Here is a 19941-nt window from a genome sequence, read left to right on the forward strand (position 1 = left end):
CGGGCTGTTTGCTTAAGGGAAAAAAGAGCCAAAAATCAACCATTTTTCACATAGTTATCTGACTATCAAATAATTAATACTTTTTAAAGCTTTCAAAACCCATCAAAAATTTGTTAAAAAGTGTTAAAATGGCGTTAAAACTTTGTTAAAATGGGCAATAATCAAGCGTTTTCATCCTGTTTTGACTAAAAAAGTGTTAAAATTTAAGGTTTAAAAAGTTTTGCGACTGTCTCCAGCCCCGGAAATTCTGCTACCCATTACTACATCTGTTTTATAAATATTAAATTAGCATTTGCCATCTAGCTTATCTTAATAAAAACCTATGAAAACAAAATTCAGCCTGCTCTTTATCGCGGTCATGTACTCCCTGCCCGGGCTCTGCCAAACCTATATTAAAAATGTAACCCTGGTTGATGTTAACCAAAATAAACTATTACCCGGACGAACGGTAGCCATTACCGGGGATATTATTTCGGGGATCTACCCGGCAACCGTAAAAATTCCCGGAAACGCTACAGTGATCAACGGAGAAGGAAAATTCCTGATGCCGGGACTTACCGACTCGCATGTACATTTTTTCCAAAGTGGCGGTCTGTATGCCCGTCCGGATGCTATCGCCCTGCAAAAATATACACCCTACGAAAAAGAAATGGCCTGGACCCACCAGCATATGGAAGATTTTCTGCGCCGCTACACCCGGGTAGGCATCACCACGGTTATTGATCCCGGCGCCAACTTTAACTACCTGGCCCAGCGCGATAGTTTCGCCAATAAAAGTTATGCTCCGGCTATCTATATGGCGGGACCATTACTAACCACCTATGAACCGGAAGTTTATAAAAATCTGGGAAACGACGAGCCATTTAATCTATTTAGCAATACCGCTGAGGCTACCGACCTGTTAGCAAAGCAATTACCACATCGCCCGGATTTTATCAAGATCTGGTACATCGTACTCGGGAAAAATAAAGAGGAAGAAGCTAAAAAATATCAGCCGGCAGTAAAAGCCATTATTGACGAGGCGCATAAAAATCACCTGCGGGTGGCTGTACATGCCACCGAAAGATTGACGGCGCAACTGGCGGTTGAAAGCGGCTGCGATTACCTGGTTCATGAGATAGAAGACGAAGTTGTATCTGCCGATTTTATCAACCTGCTCAAGAAAAACAAAGTTGTACTTTGCCCTACACTGATTGTGATGGATGGCTATTTCAATACCTTTTCGCAAAAAAAGAATTTTTCTTATGATGAACTTATACAGGCCAACCCCGAACAATTGGGTTCCATCAGCGATTTAAAACATTTAGCCGATACTGTGTTGACAGGTCGCTACAAAGCATTAGGTATAGCGAGGGCACGCGCTGCCGCGACAACCGATTCTATCCGGATGGTAAACCTTAAAAAAATGGCTGATGCCGGGGTAATTATCGCCGCTGGCACCGATGCGGGTAATATTGGTACCCAACATGCCTCTTCGCTTTTTACAGAGCTAAAAGCCATGCAACAAAGCGGCATGAGCAACTGGCAGGTGATCCAATCGGCCACCATCAACGGCGCCAAAGCTATTGGTAAAGAAAAAGAGTTTGGCAGCATAGAAAAAGGCAAAAAAGCCGACCTGGTATTACTCAACGGCAACCCCGCCGATCAGTTGGAAAACCTGCAAAAAATAAGCCTGGTGATTAACAAAGGTCATGTCCTTTCGCCGGATACTTTGATCAAGGAAAACCCGTTGGCCCTGGTGCAGCGCCAGTTAAATGCCTACAACCTCCGGAATATCGACGGATTCTTAGAACCCTACGCCGATGATGTAGAACTATATACTTTTCCGGATAAGCTTATAGGCAAAGGAAAAGATAATATGCGTAACCTGTACTCCGCATTTTTTGAGCATGTACCGGCCCTGCATTGCGAAATACAGTCCCGGATTGTAAAAGGCAATGTTGTTATTGATCATGAGCGTGTAACCGGCACTGGCAAACTACTGGATGCCGTAGCTATTTATCATATCGAAAACAATAAGATAAAGAAGGTATATTTTATACAGTAATCCAGCTCAGGTTAGTTTTGCAGTTGCTTAAACAATTCAGGAAAAAGCCTGCCGGTGATCAAGGCGGCCTCTTTAATGGCTGTGGCATCGGCTACGCTGGAGTTGGTCATGATGACGGCTTTTAGGGAAGGGATGATGAACATAAATTGTCCTCCCCAGCCCAGGGCATAGGTTATTTTCGTCCCCTGGTAGTCGGCATGATACCAGCACAGGCCGTATAGGGAATTATCCAGTCCCCAGGGTGTTTTGTAAGTAACTTCGGGGTTGATGATGGAGGCGATCCATTTAGCCGGGATGATTTGCTGGTGATGATATACGCCTTTATTTAATACCAAGTTACCCAATTTCAGCATATCAAGGGAGCGCAGGCGGATGCTTAACAGTCCGCAGCCATCGTAATAACCGTCGTTCATTTTTTTCCAGTCGAAATGGGTAATGCCCAGCGGATCGAACAGGAACTTCTTGGCAAAAGCGCGGGTATCCATTCCCGTACTTTTGGTAATGATGGCCGATAACAAATGTGTAGCCGCGTTATTGTACCGGAACACTTTCCCGGGCTCTGATACCAAGGGCGCTTTGATCACATAACCCGATGGATCGGGAATGTTCAATAAGGCGCCCACATTCACGCCTTCATGATAAAAACCAGAGGCCTGGTTCATCACTTGCCTAATGGTGATATCCTGTTTCCGTTTATCGGTATCCGTTTTCAGTTCCGGGAAAAAGTCAGCCACCTTTTCATCTACCGATTTGATGTAACCTTTATCAATAGCGATACCGATGAGTAAAGCAGTAACACTTTTGGTAAGCGACTGGTCATTAAACAAGGTAGTGCTATCCTGTCCGTTAAAATACTGCTGATGGATGATCTTATCGTTCTTTGAAATAATCAGCGAATAGATCAGTGAATTATTTTTAATATACTCTACGGTATCAATATGGATCTGGGCAAAACTGCTGAAATTACCGATAAAACTCAGGATCAGGAGGAGCGTGATTCTTTTCATAGATTAAAGATAAGCAGGGATATACTCAACCTGTTTTTCTTTTGACTAATGGGGACGGGATTTTGACGAATGGGATTGAGCAAGCTTTATCCTCTACTTAAGTCATTTAAATGTCCTTAATAAAAATCACCTTTGCAATTTACATACTACTTAGTATGTTTGTTATAGAACATACCAAGTAGTATCTTTTATGACTAAAGCAGCAGCAACACGATCAGGCATACTTCAAAGAGCATTTGGCCTGATATACCAAAAAGGCTATCAGGCTACCAGTATTGATGATATACTTGTGGATAGCCCGGTAACCAAGGGCGCTTTTTTCTATCATTTCAAAAACAAGGAAGAAATGGGCCTGGCTATGATACAGGAGGTCATGTATCCCGGGATGTATGAGGCCATGATAACGCCGCTTCATGATTCGGACAAGCCCATTGAGGAGCTTTATTTAATGATGCATAACTTATTATTAAAATCACCATTCTTTCAAGTCAGATATGGTTGCCCGGCGGTAAATCTTATTGAGGAAATGGCCCCCTTGAATACGGCTTTTAAACAGGCCCTGTCAAAACTCATATTACAATGGCAAAAAGCAATTGTAACCAACGTTAACAATGGCAAAAATGCAGGCCATATCAAACCAGATACCGATGCCGGGCAGGTAGCTTGTTTTATAACCGCGGGTTACAGCGGGATACGCAATATAGGCAAGCTTTTAGGTACAGCCTGTTATCATACCTACCTCCATGAACTTAAAAAATACTTAAACCAGCTACAGTAAAAAATTTATCACAAAACATACCATATAGTATGTTTTAATTTACTACCATATGAACACGCTTCTCTTTTTCCATTCTTTATTTCGCTGGCTTGTTTTAGGCAGTTTATTATATGCCATTTACAGATCGTACCGCGGATACTTTAACGATACCCTCTTTACTAAAACCGACGACAGGGTAAGGCACTGGACGGCTACCATCACCCACGTTCAACTCCTGTTAGGTATCATTTTGTACACCCAAAGCGACACCGTTAAAGGCTTATTCAGAGGGCCCGGCAGTGGTGGCCGTATCACAGAACCGGTTTTCTTTGGTATGATCCATATCAGCCTTATGCTAACAGCCATTGTTGTAGTTACTATTGGCTCGGCCAAAGCTAAACGACTCCTGTTTGCCCATGAAAAATTCAGGGTAATGCTTATTAGTTTCAGCATAGCCCTCATTCTTATTTTCATGGCTATTCCCTGGCCATTTTCACCGCTTGCACATCGTCCGTATTTAAGATCATTTTAATCCCCATATGAAAAATTTACTCCAATCAAATACCGGTCGCTTACGTATCATAGCGTTCCTGGAAGGCATATCATTGCTCATCCTCATTTTTATAGCTGTACCCATGAAGTATTTTGGACATGATCCTTCCCTGGTGAAGGCTATGGGTCCAATACATGGGTCCTTATTCCTGCTTTTTGTATTTAATACGCTGAGCGTTGGCGTTGAACAACAATGGAAGTTTAAAACAACTACCTGGAAAGTACTCATTGCCTGCATTATCCCGTTCGGAACATTTTATATCGACAGTAGGATTTTGCGCAAACTGGGAAATTAAAAAAGCGGAACGCCATTATTCCGGTGCTTTTCGATTTTTAATAAACCTGATCATTTCCCAGATGGTGAAAATCAGAAATAGGATAACCAAATGTAAGCCGGTAACAAACATTAGCATTAACCCAGGTCCTAAACTTGCTCCGCCAACACCCAAAAATCGCATAATATACCACCAGCCCGCTAAATTATAAACAACTATGATTAGAAAGTTTACAAGGTAAAACCGCCCCGATTTATTACGAATGATATTTCTTGTCAAAGCACAAATTAAAAGCGTCCCAATTGCAAATATTATCAGCATAAAAGTTAAGGTAAACAAAAAAGGCATGATCCTAAAACCATGCCTTTTTGAATTTTGACTTTTTAATTTTGACTTAGTACCTGTAGTACTCCGGTTTAAACGGACCTTCAACAGTTACGCCAATGTATTCAGCCTGATCCTGGTCAAGTACTTCCAGCTCCACGCCAATTTTGGCCAGGTGTAAGCGGGCAACTTTTTCGTCCAGGTGTTTTGGCAGGGTGTATACTTTGTTTTCGTAAGCAGCACCATTTGTCCAAAGCTCTAACTGGGCTAAAGTTTGGTTGGTGAAGGAGTTACTCATTACAAAGCTTGGATGGCCTGTTGCACAACCCAGGTTCACTAAACGACCCTCGGCCAGTACAATAACATCTTTACCGTTAATGGTATATTTATCAACCTGTGGTTTAATTTCAATTTTGGTATTGCCGTAAGCGCCGTTTAACCAGGCCATATCGATCTCGTTATCAAAGTGACCGATGTTACAAACAATGGCTTTATCTTTCAAAGCGCGGAAATGTTGCTCACGCACAATGTTTTTGTTACCGGTCGCGGTAACTACGATGTCGGCTTCAGCAATAGCAGTACCTAATTTTTTCACTTCAAAACCTTCCATAGCTGCCTGTAATGCGCAGATAGGGTCGATTTCAGTAACAATAACACGTACACCTGAGTTACGTAAGCTATCGGCAGAGCCTTTACCTACGTCGCCATAACCGCAAACAACAGCCACTTTACCAGCCATCATCACATCGGTAGCACGACGGATAGCGTCAACCAATGATTCGCGGCAACCATATTTATTATCGAATTTTGATTTGGTAACTGAATCGTTCACGTTGATAGCAGGCATTGGCAGGGTACCGGCTTTAACACGCTCATATAAACGGTGAACACCAGTAGTAGTTTCTTCTGACAGACCTTTGATATCGCCAATCAGCTCTGGATATTTATCCAGTACCATGTTGGTTAAATCGCCGCCATCATCCAATATCATGTTCAATGGTTTGCGATCTTCGCCAAAATACAAGGTTTGCTCAATACACCAGTCAAACTCTTCGGCGTTCATACCTTTCCAGGCATAAACAGAGATACCGGCAGCAGCAATAGCAGCAGCGGCATGGTCCTGGGTAGAGAATATGTTGCATGACGACCAGGTAACTTCGGCGCCAAGGGCAATTAAAGTTTCAATTAAAACAGCGGTTTGGATGGTCATGTGCAAACAGCCTGCAATACGCGCGCCTTTTAAAGGTTGCGATGGGCCGTATTCTTTACGCAGAGCCATCAGGCCCGGCATTTCAGCTTCGGCCAGCTCAATTTCCTTGCGGCCCCACTCGGCCAATGAAAAATCTTTTACTTTGTATTTAACGAATGCAGTTTCTACTGATGACATAACATTTCAATTTTTATGAGACACAAAAATAAGTCATAAAAACATCAAAATGAAATGAAGGGCATAGTGGGAGTAATTAGTTGCCATAGGATAATTGGACGTTGTACGCTGTACGTGTGACGTGATACGTTTTTAATTAAGTATGATAACGTAAAACGTATCACGTCACACGTAAAACCTTTTACGCTCCCAGAAGCTTTTTATCCGTCGCTTGCATGGTGAGTTTACCGTTGTACACCCCCCCGGTTTCAACCAGCAGAGTTTGTGTACTTATTTCGCCGGTAATTTTACCTGTGGCTTTTATTTCGAGCGAATCGGTTTGGATATCACCCTTAACCGTTCCGTAAACAACAATTTCTTTGGTTTGGATATTCCCGGTGATCACACCTTTTTCGCCCAGTATCAAACCTTCATCAATGGTCACGTTTCCATTTACCTGCCCATCAATACGGACAAAGGCTGGAGCTTTAAGGTTACCATCTAAAATACCGCCATCACCAATCAGGGTGGAGATAGCCTGAAGATCAAGCGCAACTTTATCTTTTTTTCCGAAAATAGCCATTAGAGTTTTGTATGTTTTACGTTGGGCGTTATACGTTCTATGGGGTGTATGGGTTTACTGATTTTGGAATTTATACGTAAAACCTTACTTATTGAGCGTTAAAAAGTTAACCGGGTTGATAGGTCTGCCATTTTTACGTACTTCATAATGCAGGTGTGCACCGGTGGAGTGACCAGTGGAGCCCACCAAACCTATTTCATCCCCAACACTTACTTCCTGACCTACTTTTACTTTGATCTTTGACAGGTGACCATATACAGTCTCCAGGTTATTGATATGCGCAATGCGGATGCAATTGCCATAACCACCACTCCAGCCTGCAAAAACTACTTTGCCGCTGGCGGTACATTTTACTTCGTCGCCTTTGTGGCCTTTAAAGTCGATACCCGGATGGAATTCGGCATGGCCGTCTTCAAACGGATCGTTACGGTAGCCAAAAAATGAAGTAAAGGAACTTATACGCGGATATCCCATTGGCGTAAACGCGATGGTACCCACCAAACGATTCAGATAATCGTTATAAAGGGAATATACTTCTTTATCGCTCAGTTTTTTACCCTCGGCATTATTATCACCGCCAACACCTTTGTTTGAAAAGCCTTTTAGGCCCCGGCGTTTTAAATAACTGTTAATAGTTTTTAACTTTCCCTCAATAGCCTGGATGTATGATTGAGCGCTGCCTTCTTTAACCTCGGCAGATGCCACAGGAACAGCACCTTTTAATTTTATTATCTGCGCAAGCAACTGTTGTTTCTCCTGTTCCTGCTTGGTATTTTCTGCTCTTAAATAGATGACCAAACCAACCAACACTACTACAACAGACAGTGTGCTAAACACATAGTGCCGTATTCTATTCAAATGTTTGGTTTTTATTTGTACCGATCTGGTATGTTGATGGTTCTTGCTAATAATAACAACCGTACTAATTTCAGAAGGTTTTTTGCTCATCAAATTCATTAATTAGGGTACGCAATATACTTATTACAATTTATAAATCAACCCTTGTTGCAAATAAAACAATAACTAATAAGCAATAACGGCTGTGCCTTGGGCAGCCTTTCATCGTCAGCAAAGTGTTATTATTGTGTTTTTTACATACAAGCTGCTAATCATTTGTTATTTTTGTTTGAAGTAAATTTTAGTGTAAACAAAAAAATTATGTATCCGGAATATTTAGTTGCCCCAATGCGGGAAGATTTGACAAGAGTTGGCTTTGAGGAGCTTAAGGATGCCGATGCTGTAAAGCATGCTATTGAAAGCGAAGGCACTGTATTTGTAATGGTAAATTCGGTTTGTGGTTGTGCTGCAGCTAATGCACGCCCTGCAGCAAGAATTGCCGCAGCTAATGAAAAACACCCCGATAAACTGGTAACCGTTTTTGCAGGTATGGAAAAAGACGCTGTTGATGCAGCCCGTAACTATATGCTGCCATATCCACCATCATCACCAGCTATGGCCTTATTTAAAGACGGCAAACTGGTACATATCATCGAACGTCATCAAATTGAAGGTCGTCCGGCACAAATGATTGCTGATAACTTAATTGGTGCGTTTGAACAATATTGCTAATTAAGCTGAATGCTTAAAGCAAAAAGCTGAAAGGAGTTTGATCATCCTTTCAGCTTTTTTGTTTTTATTGATGGTGGTATTGCAACTCAAAAGGTACCGGGATTAGCTTTTCAATATCGGAAATACCGGGTGTGAGGTAAAGTAGTTGCAGGTCAGCGTCTCCTTCTTTCTGGAAGTACTCCACCCGGATGGGATAAAAGCCCTTTTTTAAAGGCAGTATATACGATTTGCCGCCATCACTACTGTGTAAGCCATCATGATCAATCAACAGTTGGTTGTTAATGTATAGTTTTGAGCCATCATCAGAAACCAGTGCAAAAAGATAATAGCCTTCTTCCTTTATTTGCAACCAGCCATCAATAAGCAGTGCAAAGTTATTTTTACCGGGAAGTTTATTCATCTTGAAGGCGGTATCAATAGTTCCTGATTTAAGAGGTTTTAATTTACTAAAATCGGGCACTTTATCCCATTTACCTTCATAATAAGCATAATGAAACCCTCCGGGGATTGAATTTTTCACCTTTGAAACTGAAGGCAGATAGGTTCCTTCTTTAAATTCGCCGATGCTGGAAATATCATACCTGCCACTGTTCGAAAACCGTTTTGCGATCAGTTTTCCCGGTGAGGATAAAGTGAACTCTTTTTTTATTTTTTCAGATGCTAAGGTAGGTTCCGTTCCATCAGTGGTGTATCTTACTCTTGATGTATCGCCGAAATACCGCATTTTAATTGGCTTGTTCTTCAGGAGAGTTCCGTTCGTAGGATGAATTGTGGGACCTTTGGTACCATAACCCCTGTAGATAAACTTCAACCCATCATGCGTGAGCTTTAGTCGCACCGAACTATGGGTTTCATCAGGATACATCACCGTTTTCCAGGTAAAACCTGCAGGAGCCGTTTTTTTAAGTATGGTATCCATGGTATCAATCTTCATGCTTTTACCGTCTTCACTGTCACGGCCGCCCATAAAAAGTGTGGTATTTAAACTAGCTAAAGCAGGTAATTTACTGGCAGCAATTTTGGGCAGATATACCTTATCCCACCAAAGGCTGGGGTCGACCGCAATATATGATTTAAAAGTTTTTGGTTCATTTAACAGCGCGTACACTACAAATAAGCCACCCAATGAATGCCCCCAAAGGATATTATCACCATTGGAGGGATATGTTTTATTAACATATGGGATCAATTCATTTTTAAGAAAACTCAGGAAGTTATTTCCTCCACCCGAAGTTTTCCAATCATCCACATGAGTTGGTGTAAAATCTTTGATGCGATCGATATTTAAAACGCTGACAATAATGGTTGGAGGCATATAGGGTTCCCCCTCTAAAAAGCTCTGGAGCTGAAGGATTAAACCCGTATTCCAGTTGCCCCCATCGAGTACATACAGCATATCGTATTTATCGGTACTGCCTGGCTTATAATTGGAGGGGGTAAATACCTCTATAATTCTTTTCTGTTTTAATATGCCCGAGTTTATAGAGTCGAGCTTGCCGTGATAGGTTTTCGTGACAACGGTGTCTTGTGCCTTGGCTACGTTAAGCAAACTGACAATCGAGATTATCGACAGTAATAAAAAAAGGCGAAGCTTATTTTTCATTTTGGGGATCATTACTCAGTTTTTAAACTCCTTTACTCGCTTCGCAAACTCTTTATAGGGTTGATCAATGCTGCTTTAACCGATTGGAAACTTACAGTGACCATAGCAATGAAAATGATGATCACGCCCGACAGGGCAAACATCCACCATTGTACCGGCGTACGGTAAGCAAAACCCTGCAGCCACTTACCTGTAGCATACCATGCAATAGGCGACGCGATAAACAGGGCGATAACCACCAACACCAAAAACTCTGATGATAATAAAGCAAACAATGAACTTATACTGGCGCCTAAAACTTTACGGATCCCTATCTCTTTAACCCGCTGCTCAGCCGTAAACATAGCCAAGCCAAGCAGGCCCAGGCATGAAATAAATACAGCGAGGAAAGCAAATCCGTTTGATAACTTGCCGACGATCTGCTCGTTTTGATATAGCTTCTGATATTCCTGATCCGAAAAATTATAGGTAAATGGGAATGCCGGGTTGAGCTGGCGGCATAGTTTTTCCATACTGGCCAGCGCTTCACGGGTTTTACCGGGCTCGGTTCTTACCAGGATACTTCCATACGTTTCATGCTCTCTTAATCTTATAATCAATGGCCGTATTTCATCATGCATCGAGTTAAAATGAAAATCTTTTATCAAGCCCACTATCTTTCCCCGGTTTCCCCAAAAAGTGAGGGGCTGACCGATAGGGTCTTTATAACCTATCCTTTTCAATGCCGCCTCATTCAGTATATAACCCACCGAATCTGTTGGATACTCCTTTGAAAAATCGCGACCGGAAAGCACTTTCAACTTCATGGTTTTCACAAAATCATAGCCTACAGAAGCCTGGGTGAACTGAATATTGACGGTTGTATCTTTCCCTGTCCAATTTACCCCGCCTGTACTATTTTGGATGTTGGTGGGTTCGATACTGATGCGGGTTATTGATTGTATCCCGGGCATCCGTAAAGCCTCGTCTTTAAATAAATTGTATTTAGGTAACAGGTCACCTTCAAGCGGTATGTATACCATGTTTTCGCGATCGTACCCCAGGTTTTTTGATTGGATGTAATTCATCTGGCGCGAAATAACAATGGTTCCTGAGATGAGTATAACCGACAGCACAAACTGGAATACAACCAAGCCTTTGCGAAAAAGGGTTGTGCCAACATCCAGCTTCAATGCGCCCTTCAAAACCTTTACCGGGTTAAATGATGATAAAAATAAAGCAGGATAGCTGCCTGATACCAGCCCAGTTATTAAGGTGATTAACCCAAGCTTAACCCAAAAAGAAACCTGGTTAAATGGCAGTTCAATTTGTTTTTGCGTTACCTGGTTAAATACCGGTAGCAATACAACCAACAACAATAAGGATATACTCACCGAGATAGTGGTGATCAATAACGACTCACTGATAAATTGCTGTATTAAAACCCAGCGCTCTGCCCCAACAACTTTACGTACACCAATTTCTTTAGCGCGTTTAACTGAACGGGCGGTGGTTAGGTTCATAAAATTGATACAGGCTATCAACAAAATAAATATGGCTACGATACTAAAAATTCGCACATACTCTATGCGACCTCCCACAAACCGACCTTCCTCAAAGTTGCCATGCAGGTACCCTTCATCAAAACGCTGAATACCCAGATCAATAATAAAAGTTGAAGTTTTGCGAATGGTACCATTATAGGCATCTAAGAAATGGGGTATCTTTTTTTCAAATGCTACAGGATTAGTATTGGGCTTTAACATAATGAAGGTGGCAGGACCCTGGTTGCCCCATTCCCTGGCCCATCCGTTCTCATCCAAAAAGGCATACCAGTTGATCAGGTAATCAAATTTTTGTGAAACGTTTTTAGGCAGATCTTCAAATACTGCGGTTATTGTAAAGTTTTTGCTGTTTTCGTAACGGATAGTTTTACCTATTGCCGCCTGCGGACTTCCAAAAAAGGTGTTAGCCATTTTTCGCGAAATAGCCAGGCTCACTGGTGTATTCAGCGCGCTTTTGGCGTTGCCCTGTAAAAGCTTATAGCTGAATACGGAAAAATAATCAGCCCCGGCGGCAGAACCATCTTGTTTCAGGATCTTATCACCTACCTGGAAAGTATTCGTTTGATCAAAGCCAAAACTGGTTGCGTACTCCACCTCGGGCAGCACTTTTTTCATCTGATCAGCGGTTGGCCCGGGTGTATTATATGAGCCATGTATCTTATGATCATAGTTCTGGCGCTCATATACTGAATATAAGCGGGAACTGTTCTTATGAAAACCATCTACACTCAGTTCATTTTGCACCCATAGCAAAATAAGCAGGCTGCATACCAAACCCACCGATAAACCTGCCACATTAATAAAAGTGTGCGCCTTGTTTTTGACGATGTTTCGCCAGGCGATCTTTAAATAGTTTCTGATCATGATATCCGTTTTTAGCTTAAAGCTAAAGACACAAAGCCTAAAGCTTTTTATTTATACTATTTATTGCTTTCAGCTTTAAGCCTTCGGCTTTTTGCTTTATTCACTCCTTAAACTTTTTATAGGATTAACCAGAGCAGCTTTAACCGCCTGGAAACTAACCGTTAGCATAGCTACGATAACAATAATGCCACCTGCCAAACCAAACATCCACCATTGCATTGGCGTACGGTAGGCAAAACCCTGCAACCATTTACTCATACTGTACCAGGATACCGGTAAAGCAATTAGCAAAGCAATAACTACCAGCACCAAAAATTCCAATGACAATAGGGTAAACAATGAACTTACACTGGCGCCCAGCACTTTGCGGATACCGATCTCTTTTATTCGCTGCTCTGCTGTGAACATAGCCAAGCCCAGCAATCCCAGGCACGAAATAAATATAGCCAGGAAGGCAAACGCATTGGATATTTGGGTTACGATCTCTTCATTCTGGTATAATTTCTGATATTCCTGATCCGAGAAATTATAGGTAAACGGAAATGCAGGATTAATTTGTTTACTCAAGTTTTCCAAACCAGCCAGCGCTTCGCGGGTTTTACCAGGCTGTGTTTTTACCAATACGTTGCCATATTTTTCATCCTCCCGAAGTCTGATCACCAAGGGTTTGATCTGCTCATGCATAGAAGTAAAATGAAAATCTTTGATCACTCCCACTATAACCCCTTTTTTATCCCAAAAAGTGAGTGGTTTGCCTATCGGGTCTGCATATTTTATCCTTTTTAAAGCCGATTCATTAATCAGATATCCTATCGAGTCGGTTGCAAAGGCTTTTGAAAAATCGCGACCGGTTAACATTTTCAGTTTCATGGTTTTCGCAAAATCATAACCAACCGAAACCTGTGTAAACTGTATAATTACATTGGGGTCTTTACCAGTCCAGTTAACATCGCCTGTCCAGTTTTGAATATTTGTTGGGGTGTTACTGATACGGGTAACCGACTGTATCCCGGGCAAGTTTAAAGCTTCGTCTTTAAAAGTGCTGTATTTGTTTATAAGCTCGCCGCTCATTGGGATATATATCAGATTCTCGCGGTCGTACCCCAGATTTTTTGATTGGATGTAGGACATTTGCCTGGAAACAATAATAGTAGCGGTTATCAGGATAACGGATAACGCGAATTGAAATATAACCAGCCCTTTGCGAAACATTGTGGCACCTGAATCTAATTTCAAAGTACCTTTTAACACCTTAACCGGGTTAAATGACGATAGGAATAAAGCAGGATAGCTACCTGATATTAAGCCTGTAATTAAAGTAATGGCCACCAGTTTTAGCCAAAACAAGGGCTGATAAAACGGTAGTTCTATTTCTTTATGGGTAATTTGATTAAATACTGGTAATAATAGTGTTAACAGTACTAATGCTACTACTACTGCCAGTGAAGTCACCAGTAACGATTCGCCTATGAACTGCTTGATCAAAACCGAGCGAACGGCACCAACCACTTTACGCACACCTATTTCACGGGCACGTTTAACCGACCGGGCGGTGGTGAGGTTCATGAAATTGATACAGGCTATCAACAAAATAAAAATGGCGACAATAGTAAACAAACGCACATATTCTATACGGCCGCCTTGTGGTTTTCCCTTTTCAAAATTGCCATGCAGGTAACCATCGCCAAAGCGTTGCAGTCCTAATTCTTCGGTAAAAGTGCCCTTCTTTTGACTTTTGTTTAAGTTATCTAAAAAGTGAGCTATCTTTTTTTCAACTGCGTCCGGATTGGCATCCGCACGCAGCATAATAACTGTAGCCGGCCCATTATTACCCCAGCTTTTGGCCCATTGGTTTTCCTCTATATAATTATACCAGTTCAGGAGGTAATCATATTTCTGCGAGGCGGTATTTGGCAGATCTTCATATACCGCGGTAATGGTAAAATTTTTCCGGTTATCATAGCGGATGGCTTTACCAATGGCGGCTTCGGGGCTGCCAAAAAAAGCCCTGGCCATTTTGCGGGATATAGCCATACTCACCGGCGAATTTAAGGCCGTTTGTACATTCCCCTGCAGCAATGGGATACTAAACATTTTAAAACAATCGGCCCCGGCATCGGTACCATTCATTTTTAATATTTTATCACCAACCTGGAAAGTGTTTTCTTCCCCATAACTGATCCCTGTGCTGGCTTCAATCTCGGGTATCTGTTTTTTTAATTCTTCTGGCAGCAGCCCTGGCGTGCTGTATTGCCCCTCCACCTTATTATCAACATATTGCGTTTCATATACCGAATACAAGCGCTTGCCATTGGCATGATACTGATCCATACTCAGCTCATTTTGTACCCATAATAAAATGAGCAGACTGCAAGCCAAGCCAACCGACAAACCCGCTATATTAATAAAACTATGCGCTTTATTTTTAATCAGGTTTCGCCACGCGATCTTTAAATAGTTCTTGATCATAAACCCCTCCTAACCTCCCCAAAGGGGAGGAATTGTAATTATTTGTTAATTTATTTCAAAACCCAACTGTGCCTCCCTCTCCTTTGAAGAGGGCTGGGGTGAGGTTATTCGCTCCTTAAACTTTTTACCGGGTTGGCCAACGCCGCCCTTATAGCCTGAAAACTTACGGTAACCAGTGTTATTACTATAGCGCCTGCTGCTGATACACCAAATATCCACCAGGAAATTTCTGACCGGTAGGCGTAACCCTGTAACCAGCCATGCATAAAATAATAGGCAACCGGGGATGCTATAAGGAAAGATATCGCTACCAATATCACAAAATCGGTTGACAACAGACGCCAGAGGTTAAATACCGAAGCGCCTAAAACTTTGCGTACACCTATCTCTTTAACACGCTGCTCGGCCATAAAAGTAGCCATACCAAACAGGCCCAGGCAACTGATAAATATGGCCAGGAAGGCGAAAAAGCTGGCCAGTTTACCGATGCGCGTTTCCTCATCAAATTTTTTGGCATATTCCTCATCAGCAAACTTATAATCGAACGGCGCGGCAGGCGAGTATTTCTGGAAGATGGCCGCGATCTTGTCCAATGCATCATGTGTGCTTGCTTGCGGATTAATCTTTACGGATATTACCCCATCTGGATTTTTATCCAAATAAAAAAACGTTTGCTTAACCGGTTCATAGGGCGAACTCATCAACATATCTTTGATCACCCCGATCACCCGGAACGGCTTATCGCCCCATTTTACAATTTCGCCAACCGGGTTTTTAAAGTTCATAAATTTTGCAGCAGCCTCATTAATAACAATACCCGATGAATCTGTTAAAAATGCTTTTGAAAAATCACGGCCACCTTTAAACTGCCAGCCAACCGTTTTTCCAAAATCGTCGGTTACGCCAACAGTCGCAAAATCATCCTGCATCCCGGGAGCTTTTCCTCTCCAGTCAAAACCACTGTTATTGCTCCACACACCTGTAACAGGACTTCCCGATTCGGCTGTTTGTATCGCGGCGCCTGACCTTATTACCTCATCTTTAAATGCGGCGTAGTGATCATGTATATCCTTTGTTTTTTCTACCAGGTATATCAGGCCATCACGGCTATAACCTATAGGCCTGTTCTTGGCAAACTGGATCTGCCTGAAAACAATGATAGTACCTATAATCAATGTAACCGAAACGGTGAACTGCAAAACCACCAGCACCTTGCGCGGTATGGCTGCCAAGCGCCCAACTTTAAATGTACCTTTTAATACTTTGATTGGTTTAAATGACGACAAATAAAGGGCCGGGTAGCTACCCGCGATAATACCGGATACCAGGCTGAATAAAAGGCTCAGGCTCCAAAACCATGGATTGCCCCATAAGATCGACATTTTTTTATCAGCAACACCGTTAAACCAGGGCAGGGCCAGCATCACCAGGATGATGGAAAAAATAAAGGCAAAGGCAACAATCAGCATTGATTCCATAAAAAACTGCCAGATCAGCTGTACACGCTGCGAGCCTATGGCCTTACGGATGCCTACTTCCTTGGCACGTTTCTCGGAACGGGCAGTGCTCAGATTCATAAAATTGATGCAGGCCAGCAATAGTACAAACACACCTATGATGCCAAACATCCATACAAACTGGATGCTGCCACCGGTATTTATACCATTTTTAAACTCCGAGTATAAATGCCATTTGTACATAGGATGCAGAAAAACGGCAGGCTTAAAATCAGCCCCGATTTTATCGCCCTGGGCTGCAATATTAACCAGTTTAAGGTCTTTGATCTTAGCCGATACTTTTTCCCAATCGGCATTAGGGGCCAGCTGAGCAAATATCTGCCACGAATTATTACCCCAGCGGGTGGCCGCGTTTTTAAGCCAGGGCATGGTGGTCATGTACAGATCCCAGGGAGCAAAAAAGGTTACATCCCTAAATTGGGTATTGTTAGGCAGATCCTCATAAACGCCGGTTACCTTAACAACCCACTGGTTATCAATTTTTAAGGTTTTATCCATCGGGTCGGCATCTCCAAAAAGTGTTTTTGCCAGCGATGCGTTAATGATGATAGATGAAAGATCTTTTAATCCGGCACGCGTACCTTTGATCATTTTCAGGCCAAGCATATCTGGAAATTCGGCTTGTACATGGTTGCCCAGCTGCGTAAATTTCTTGTCGCCATAGGTGATAATATGTTCCTGTGTCCAGGTAGAAAGCACTACATACTTAAAATCGCTTTTATATGACTCACGCAATTTTAATCCTAAGGGGATAGGCATAGCGGTTTGGCTGCCCACACTACCGTTAAATGTTTGATGCTGCCAAACCTGTACAATCTTGTCGTAATTAGTAAAGTATTTGTTATACGAAAGCTCATCCCATATCCATAAACCAATCAGCATAGCTACAGCCATACCTACCGATAAACCAGCGATGTTGATAAAGCTGTGCCCCTTATTTTTAATCAGGTTTCGCCAGGCGATCTTTAAATAATTCTTGATCATAATTCTTTAAAATTCTAAACCCTAAATACTAAACTCTAATTTCTAAATCCGAAATTCCCTTACTCGCTCCTTAAGCTTTTTACCGGGTTAGCCAATGCTGCCCTGATACTTTGGTAGCTTATGGTTAGCAATGTTATAATAATTGCGCCCGCCCCGGTTAGCGCAAATATCCACCAGGAAAGTTCGGCCCGGTAAGTGTAGTGCTGCAGCCAGCCGTGCATAAAATAGTAAGCAACCGGGGTGGCTATGAACAATGCAATAATTATCAACGATACAAAATCTCTGGACATTAAGCGCCACAGGCCAAAAACACTTGCACCCAATACCTTGCGCACACCAATTTCCTTTACCCGCTGCTCGGCCATAAAAGATGCCATGCCAAACAGGCCCAGGCAGCTGATAAAAATAGCCAGCATGGCAAAAGAACTTGCCAGCTTACCTATACGCTCTTCGGTAGCAAATTTTCTGGCGTATTCATCATCAGCAAAGCGATACGAAAATGGAACCGAGGGTGAATAAGTTTTACAAATCGCTTCTATTTTGCCAAGCGCGTCATGCGCGCTCATTTTAGGGTTGACCTTGATCAGTACATCATCCATGGCACCACGCCCCATGCGGAAGATACTTTGTTTAACCGGCTCATAAGGCGATTCCATCACCATATCTTTTACTACGCCAATTACGGTCATATCCCACTTGCCTACGCGCACTATTTCACCAACAGGGTTTTTCAGTTCCATATACTTTACGGCAGCCTCATTCAATACAATGGCTGTGGAATCGGCAACCGACTGGCTCGAAAAATCCCTGCCATCTGTAAATTGCCAGCCCACAGTTTTACCATAGTTTGTGCTCACGCTGATATTTCCAAAAAAGGAGGTCATCGATGGATCTTTTCCTTTCCAGCTCACATCGCCCCGGTGGTTGTTTACCCCGGTGGTTGAACTGGTTGATTCTGCTATCTCCGCTACAGCTCCAGATTGGAGCAGATCGGTCCGCAACGCGTCAAAATGTTTATGCAGATCATCATTGGTCACTTCAATATCCACCAGGCCGTCCCGGCTATATCCTACCGGGCGGTTTTTAGCAAACTGTATCTGTTTAAAAACGATAATAGTGCCGATGATCAGGATAACGGATACCGTAAACTGGGTTACCACCAGCACTTTACGCGGAAGCGCTGCAAAACGACCCGCTTTAAAAGTGCCTTTCAATACTTTAACCGGGTTAAATGAAGAAAGATATAAGGCAGGGTAAAGCCCGGCAATTACCCCGGTAAATAAGGTAAAACCTATACAGGCCAGCCAAAAAAACGGAGAGTTCCACAAAATAGCCATCTGTTTACCGGCTATATCATTAAACCAGGGCATCGCCAGCCAAAGCAGTAGTAGCGAAAACGCAAAGGCCAGCGTGGCGATCAGGAACGACTCGCAGAAGAATTGTTTGATTAGTTGCCCGCGTAATGAACCTACAGCTTTACGTATACCTACCTCCTTAGCTCTCTTTTCGCTGCGGGCCGTGCTCAGGTTCATAAAATTGATACAGGCCAGCAGTAACACAAATATGCCTATGATGCCGAAAAGCCATACATATTGGATAGCACCGCCCGTATTAACCCCGTTTTTAAATTCTGAATACAAATGCCATTTGCTCATGGGTTGAAGAAACAGCAGGGGATTAAACTTCTTGTCCTCTCTTTCCAGCTTATCGAGCTTGATGGTTTTTATTTTTGCTGATACTTTGGCCATATCCGCATGATCAGCTATCTGCACATACATGAGCAGGGAATTGTCGCCCCAGTCGGTAGGTGATCTTTCATTACCCGGAGCATGGATATAATATTCCCATGGACCAATAAATGCCACATCGTGAAAGGTTGTATTATTGGGCAGATCTTCATAAACACCCGAAACTTTAAAGCCGTCTTTATTATCCAGCCTGATCACTTTGTTCATGGGGTCGGCATCGCCAAACAATGCTTTGGCTACCGACTGGGAGATCAGTATCGAAGATGGGTCTTTTAATCCGCCACGTGAGCCATGCAGCATCCTGAGCGAAAATATTTCCGGGGCTTCTGCTCCCATAAAATTTCCTTTATAAGAGATCTTTTTATCACCAACATTTAAAATATGGCTGTTTGTCCATGATGACAAGGCCAGATGTTTAAAATCGCTTCCATAGTTTTTGCGCAGCTCCGCATCCAGGGGCAGGGGTATCGGTGCCCCCGTATTGATATTGCCATTAAAAACCTCGTGCTGCATTACTGTGGCTACACGATCATAATTTTGATGATACTTATCAAATGACAATTCATCCCATATCCACAACCCGATCAACATGGCTACGGTCATCCCTACAGCCAACCCGCCGACATTGATAAAAGAAGAAGCCTTATTTTTGATAAGATTTCTCCACGCGATTTTTAAATAGTTCTTTAACATGTTGTACGTTTTATGTTGTACGTAATACGTTTATTTTGC

General features: G+C 42.4%; 14 protein-coding genes. 5 read left to right on the forward strand and 9 right to left on the reverse strand.

Annotated features, from left to right (window positions below; genetic code table 11):
* The first annotated feature begins 322 nt into the window (after positions 1-322).
* Positions 323-2047: an amidohydrolase family protein gene (locus AC57BQ_RS20835; RefSeq protein WP_496408095.1), complete on the forward strand. Its 1725-nt coding sequence runs from the start codon at positions 323-325 to the stop codon at positions 2045-2047.
* A gap of 11 nt (positions 2048-2058) precedes the next feature.
* Here AC57BQ_RS20835 and AC57BQ_RS20840 read toward each other — a convergent pair whose 3' ends face one another.
* Positions 2059-3054 carry a serine hydrolase domain-containing protein gene (locus AC57BQ_RS20840; protein WP_496408096.1) on the reverse strand — a complete coding sequence of 332 codons (996 nt, stop codon included), beginning with the start codon at positions 3052-3054 and terminating at the stop codon, positions 2059-2061.
* A gap of 190 nt (positions 3055-3244) precedes the next feature.
* On the opposite strand from AC57BQ_RS20840, the gene AC57BQ_RS20845 reads away from it, so the two are divergent.
* From AC57BQ_RS20845 to AC57BQ_RS20855, 3 genes are read left to right on the forward strand one after another with little or no spacing between them, the layout of a single operon-like run.
* Positions 3245-3832 carry a TetR/AcrR family transcriptional regulator gene (locus AC57BQ_RS20845; RefSeq protein ID WP_496408097.1) on the forward strand — a complete coding sequence of 196 codons (588 nt, stop codon included), beginning with the start codon at positions 3245-3247 and terminating at the stop codon, positions 3830-3832.
* A gap of 49 nt (positions 3833-3881) precedes the next feature.
* Positions 3882-4343, forward strand: coding sequence for a hypothetical protein (locus tag AC57BQ_RS20850; protein WP_496408098.1), 462 nt, complete (start codon positions 3882-3884; stop codon positions 4341-4343).
* Between the two features lie 7 nt (positions 4344-4350).
* Positions 4351-4659 (forward strand): DUF3817 domain-containing protein, encoded by a 309-nt coding sequence (locus AC57BQ_RS20855; RefSeq protein ID WP_496408099.1) that lies wholly within the window; start codon positions 4351-4353, stop codon positions 4657-4659.
* A gap of 373 nt (positions 4660-5032) precedes the next feature.
* Here AC57BQ_RS20855 and ahcY read toward each other — a convergent pair whose 3' ends face one another.
* The 3 genes from ahcY to AC57BQ_RS20870 all read right to left on the reverse strand — a co-directional run bounded on the left by ahcY (position 5033) and on the right by AC57BQ_RS20870 (position 7769).
* Positions 5033-6349, reverse strand: coding sequence for an adenosylhomocysteinase (ahcY, locus tag AC57BQ_RS20860; protein WP_090469967.1), 1317 nt, complete (start codon positions 6347-6349; stop codon positions 5033-5035).
* Between the two features lie 181 nt (positions 6350-6530).
* The gene (locus tag AC57BQ_RS20865; RefSeq protein WP_496408100.1) at positions 6531-6911 is read right to left on the reverse strand and encodes a bactofilin family protein; all 381 of its coding nucleotides are present in this window, start codon (positions 6909-6911) and stop codon (positions 6531-6533) included.
* Positions 6912-6995: 84 nt separating this feature from the next.
* Positions 6996-7769 carry a M23 family metallopeptidase gene (locus AC57BQ_RS20870; RefSeq protein WP_496408101.1) on the reverse strand — a complete coding sequence of 258 codons (774 nt, stop codon included), beginning with the start codon at positions 7767-7769 and terminating at the stop codon, positions 6996-6998.
* 300 nt (positions 7770-8069) lie between these two features.
* Here AC57BQ_RS20870 and AC57BQ_RS20875 point away from each other — a divergent pair, with 300 nt between their 5' ends.
* Positions 8070-8480 carry a BrxA/BrxB family bacilliredoxin gene (locus tag AC57BQ_RS20875; protein WP_090470374.1) on the forward strand — a complete coding sequence of 137 codons (411 nt, stop codon included), beginning with the start codon at positions 8070-8072 and terminating at the stop codon, positions 8478-8480.
* Positions 8481-8544: 64 nt separating this feature from the next.
* Here the strand turns inward: AC57BQ_RS20875 and AC57BQ_RS20880 are convergent, their stop codons facing one another.
* The 5 genes from AC57BQ_RS20880 to AC57BQ_RS20900 form a co-directional block, all read right to left on the reverse strand.
* A complete protein-coding gene (locus AC57BQ_RS20880) occupies positions 8545-10083 on the reverse strand; it encodes an alpha/beta hydrolase-fold protein (RefSeq protein WP_496408102.1) in 1539 nt (512 codons plus the stop codon).
* Positions 10084-10115: 32 nt separating this feature from the next.
* Positions 10116-12491 (reverse strand): ABC transporter permease, encoded by a 2376-nt coding sequence (locus tag AC57BQ_RS20885; RefSeq protein WP_496408103.1) that lies wholly within the window; start codon positions 12489-12491, stop codon positions 10116-10118.
* A 96-nt stretch (positions 12492-12587) separates the two neighbouring features.
* Complete coding sequence (locus AC57BQ_RS20890) at positions 12588-14960, reverse strand: ABC transporter permease (RefSeq protein WP_496408104.1); 2373 nt, start codon at positions 14958-14960, stop codon at positions 12588-12590.
* A gap of 104 nt (positions 14961-15064) precedes the next feature.
* Complete coding sequence (locus AC57BQ_RS20895; RefSeq protein ID WP_496408105.1) at positions 15065-17461, reverse strand: ABC transporter permease; 2397 nt, start codon at positions 17459-17461, stop codon at positions 15065-15067.
* Positions 17462-17520: 59 nt separating this feature from the next.
* The gene (locus AC57BQ_RS20900; RefSeq protein ID WP_496408106.1) at positions 17521-19902 is read right to left on the reverse strand and encodes an ABC transporter permease; all 2382 of its coding nucleotides are present in this window, start codon (positions 19900-19902) and stop codon (positions 17521-17523) included.
* Positions 19903-19941: the final 39 nt, after the last annotated feature.

The sequence above is a fragment of the Mucilaginibacter sp. BGA-UO-ETr-C110 genome (genome assembly GCF_059567985.1).

What these genes read in the sequence shown, in the direction of transcription:
- AC57BQ_RS20835 (WP_496408095.1), top strand. Translation starts at nt 323, where the DNA reads ATGAAAACAAAATTCAGCCTGCTCTTTATCGCGGTCATGTACTCCCTG.
- AC57BQ_RS20840 (WP_496408096.1), bottom strand. Translation starts at nt 3,054, where the DNA reads ATGAAAAGAATCACGCTCCTCCTGATCCTGAGTTTTATCGGTAATTTC.
- AC57BQ_RS20845 (WP_496408097.1), top strand. Translation starts at nt 3,245, where the DNA reads ATGACTAAAGCAGCAGCAACACGATCAGGCATACTTCAAAGAGCATTT.
- AC57BQ_RS20850 (WP_496408098.1), top strand. Translation starts at nt 3,882, where the DNA reads ATGAACACGCTTCTCTTTTTCCATTCTTTATTTCGCTGGCTTGTTTTA.
- AC57BQ_RS20855 (WP_496408099.1), top strand. Translation starts at nt 4,351, where the DNA reads ATGAAAAATTTACTCCAATCAAATACCGGTCGCTTACGTATCATAGCG.
- ahcY (WP_090469967.1), bottom strand. Translation starts at nt 6,349, where the DNA reads ATGTCATCAGTAGAAACTGCATTCGTTAAATACAAAGTAAAAGATTTT.
- AC57BQ_RS20865 (WP_496408100.1), bottom strand. Translation starts at nt 6,911, where the DNA reads ATGGCTATTTTCGGAAAAAAAGATAAAGTTGCGCTTGATCTTCAGGCT.
- AC57BQ_RS20875 (WP_090470374.1), top strand. Translation starts at nt 8,070, where the DNA reads ATGTATCCGGAATATTTAGTTGCCCCAATGCGGGAAGATTTGACAAGA.
- AC57BQ_RS20880 (WP_496408102.1), bottom strand. Translation starts at nt 10,083, where the DNA reads ATGAAAAATAAGCTTCGCCTTTTTTTATTACTGTCGATAATCTCGATT.
- AC57BQ_RS20885 (WP_496408103.1), bottom strand. Translation starts at nt 12,491, where the DNA reads ATGATCAGAAACTATTTAAAGATCGCCTGGCGAAACATCGTCAAAAAC.
- AC57BQ_RS20890 (WP_496408104.1), bottom strand. Translation starts at nt 14,960, where the DNA reads ATGATCAAGAACTATTTAAAGATCGCGTGGCGAAACCTGATTAAAAAT.
- AC57BQ_RS20895 (WP_496408105.1), bottom strand. Translation starts at nt 17,461, where the DNA reads ATGATCAAGAATTATTTAAAGATCGCCTGGCGAAACCTGATTAAAAAT.
- AC57BQ_RS20900 (WP_496408106.1), bottom strand. Translation starts at nt 19,902, where the DNA reads ATGTTAAAGAACTATTTAAAAATCGCGTGGAGAAATCTTATCAAAAAT.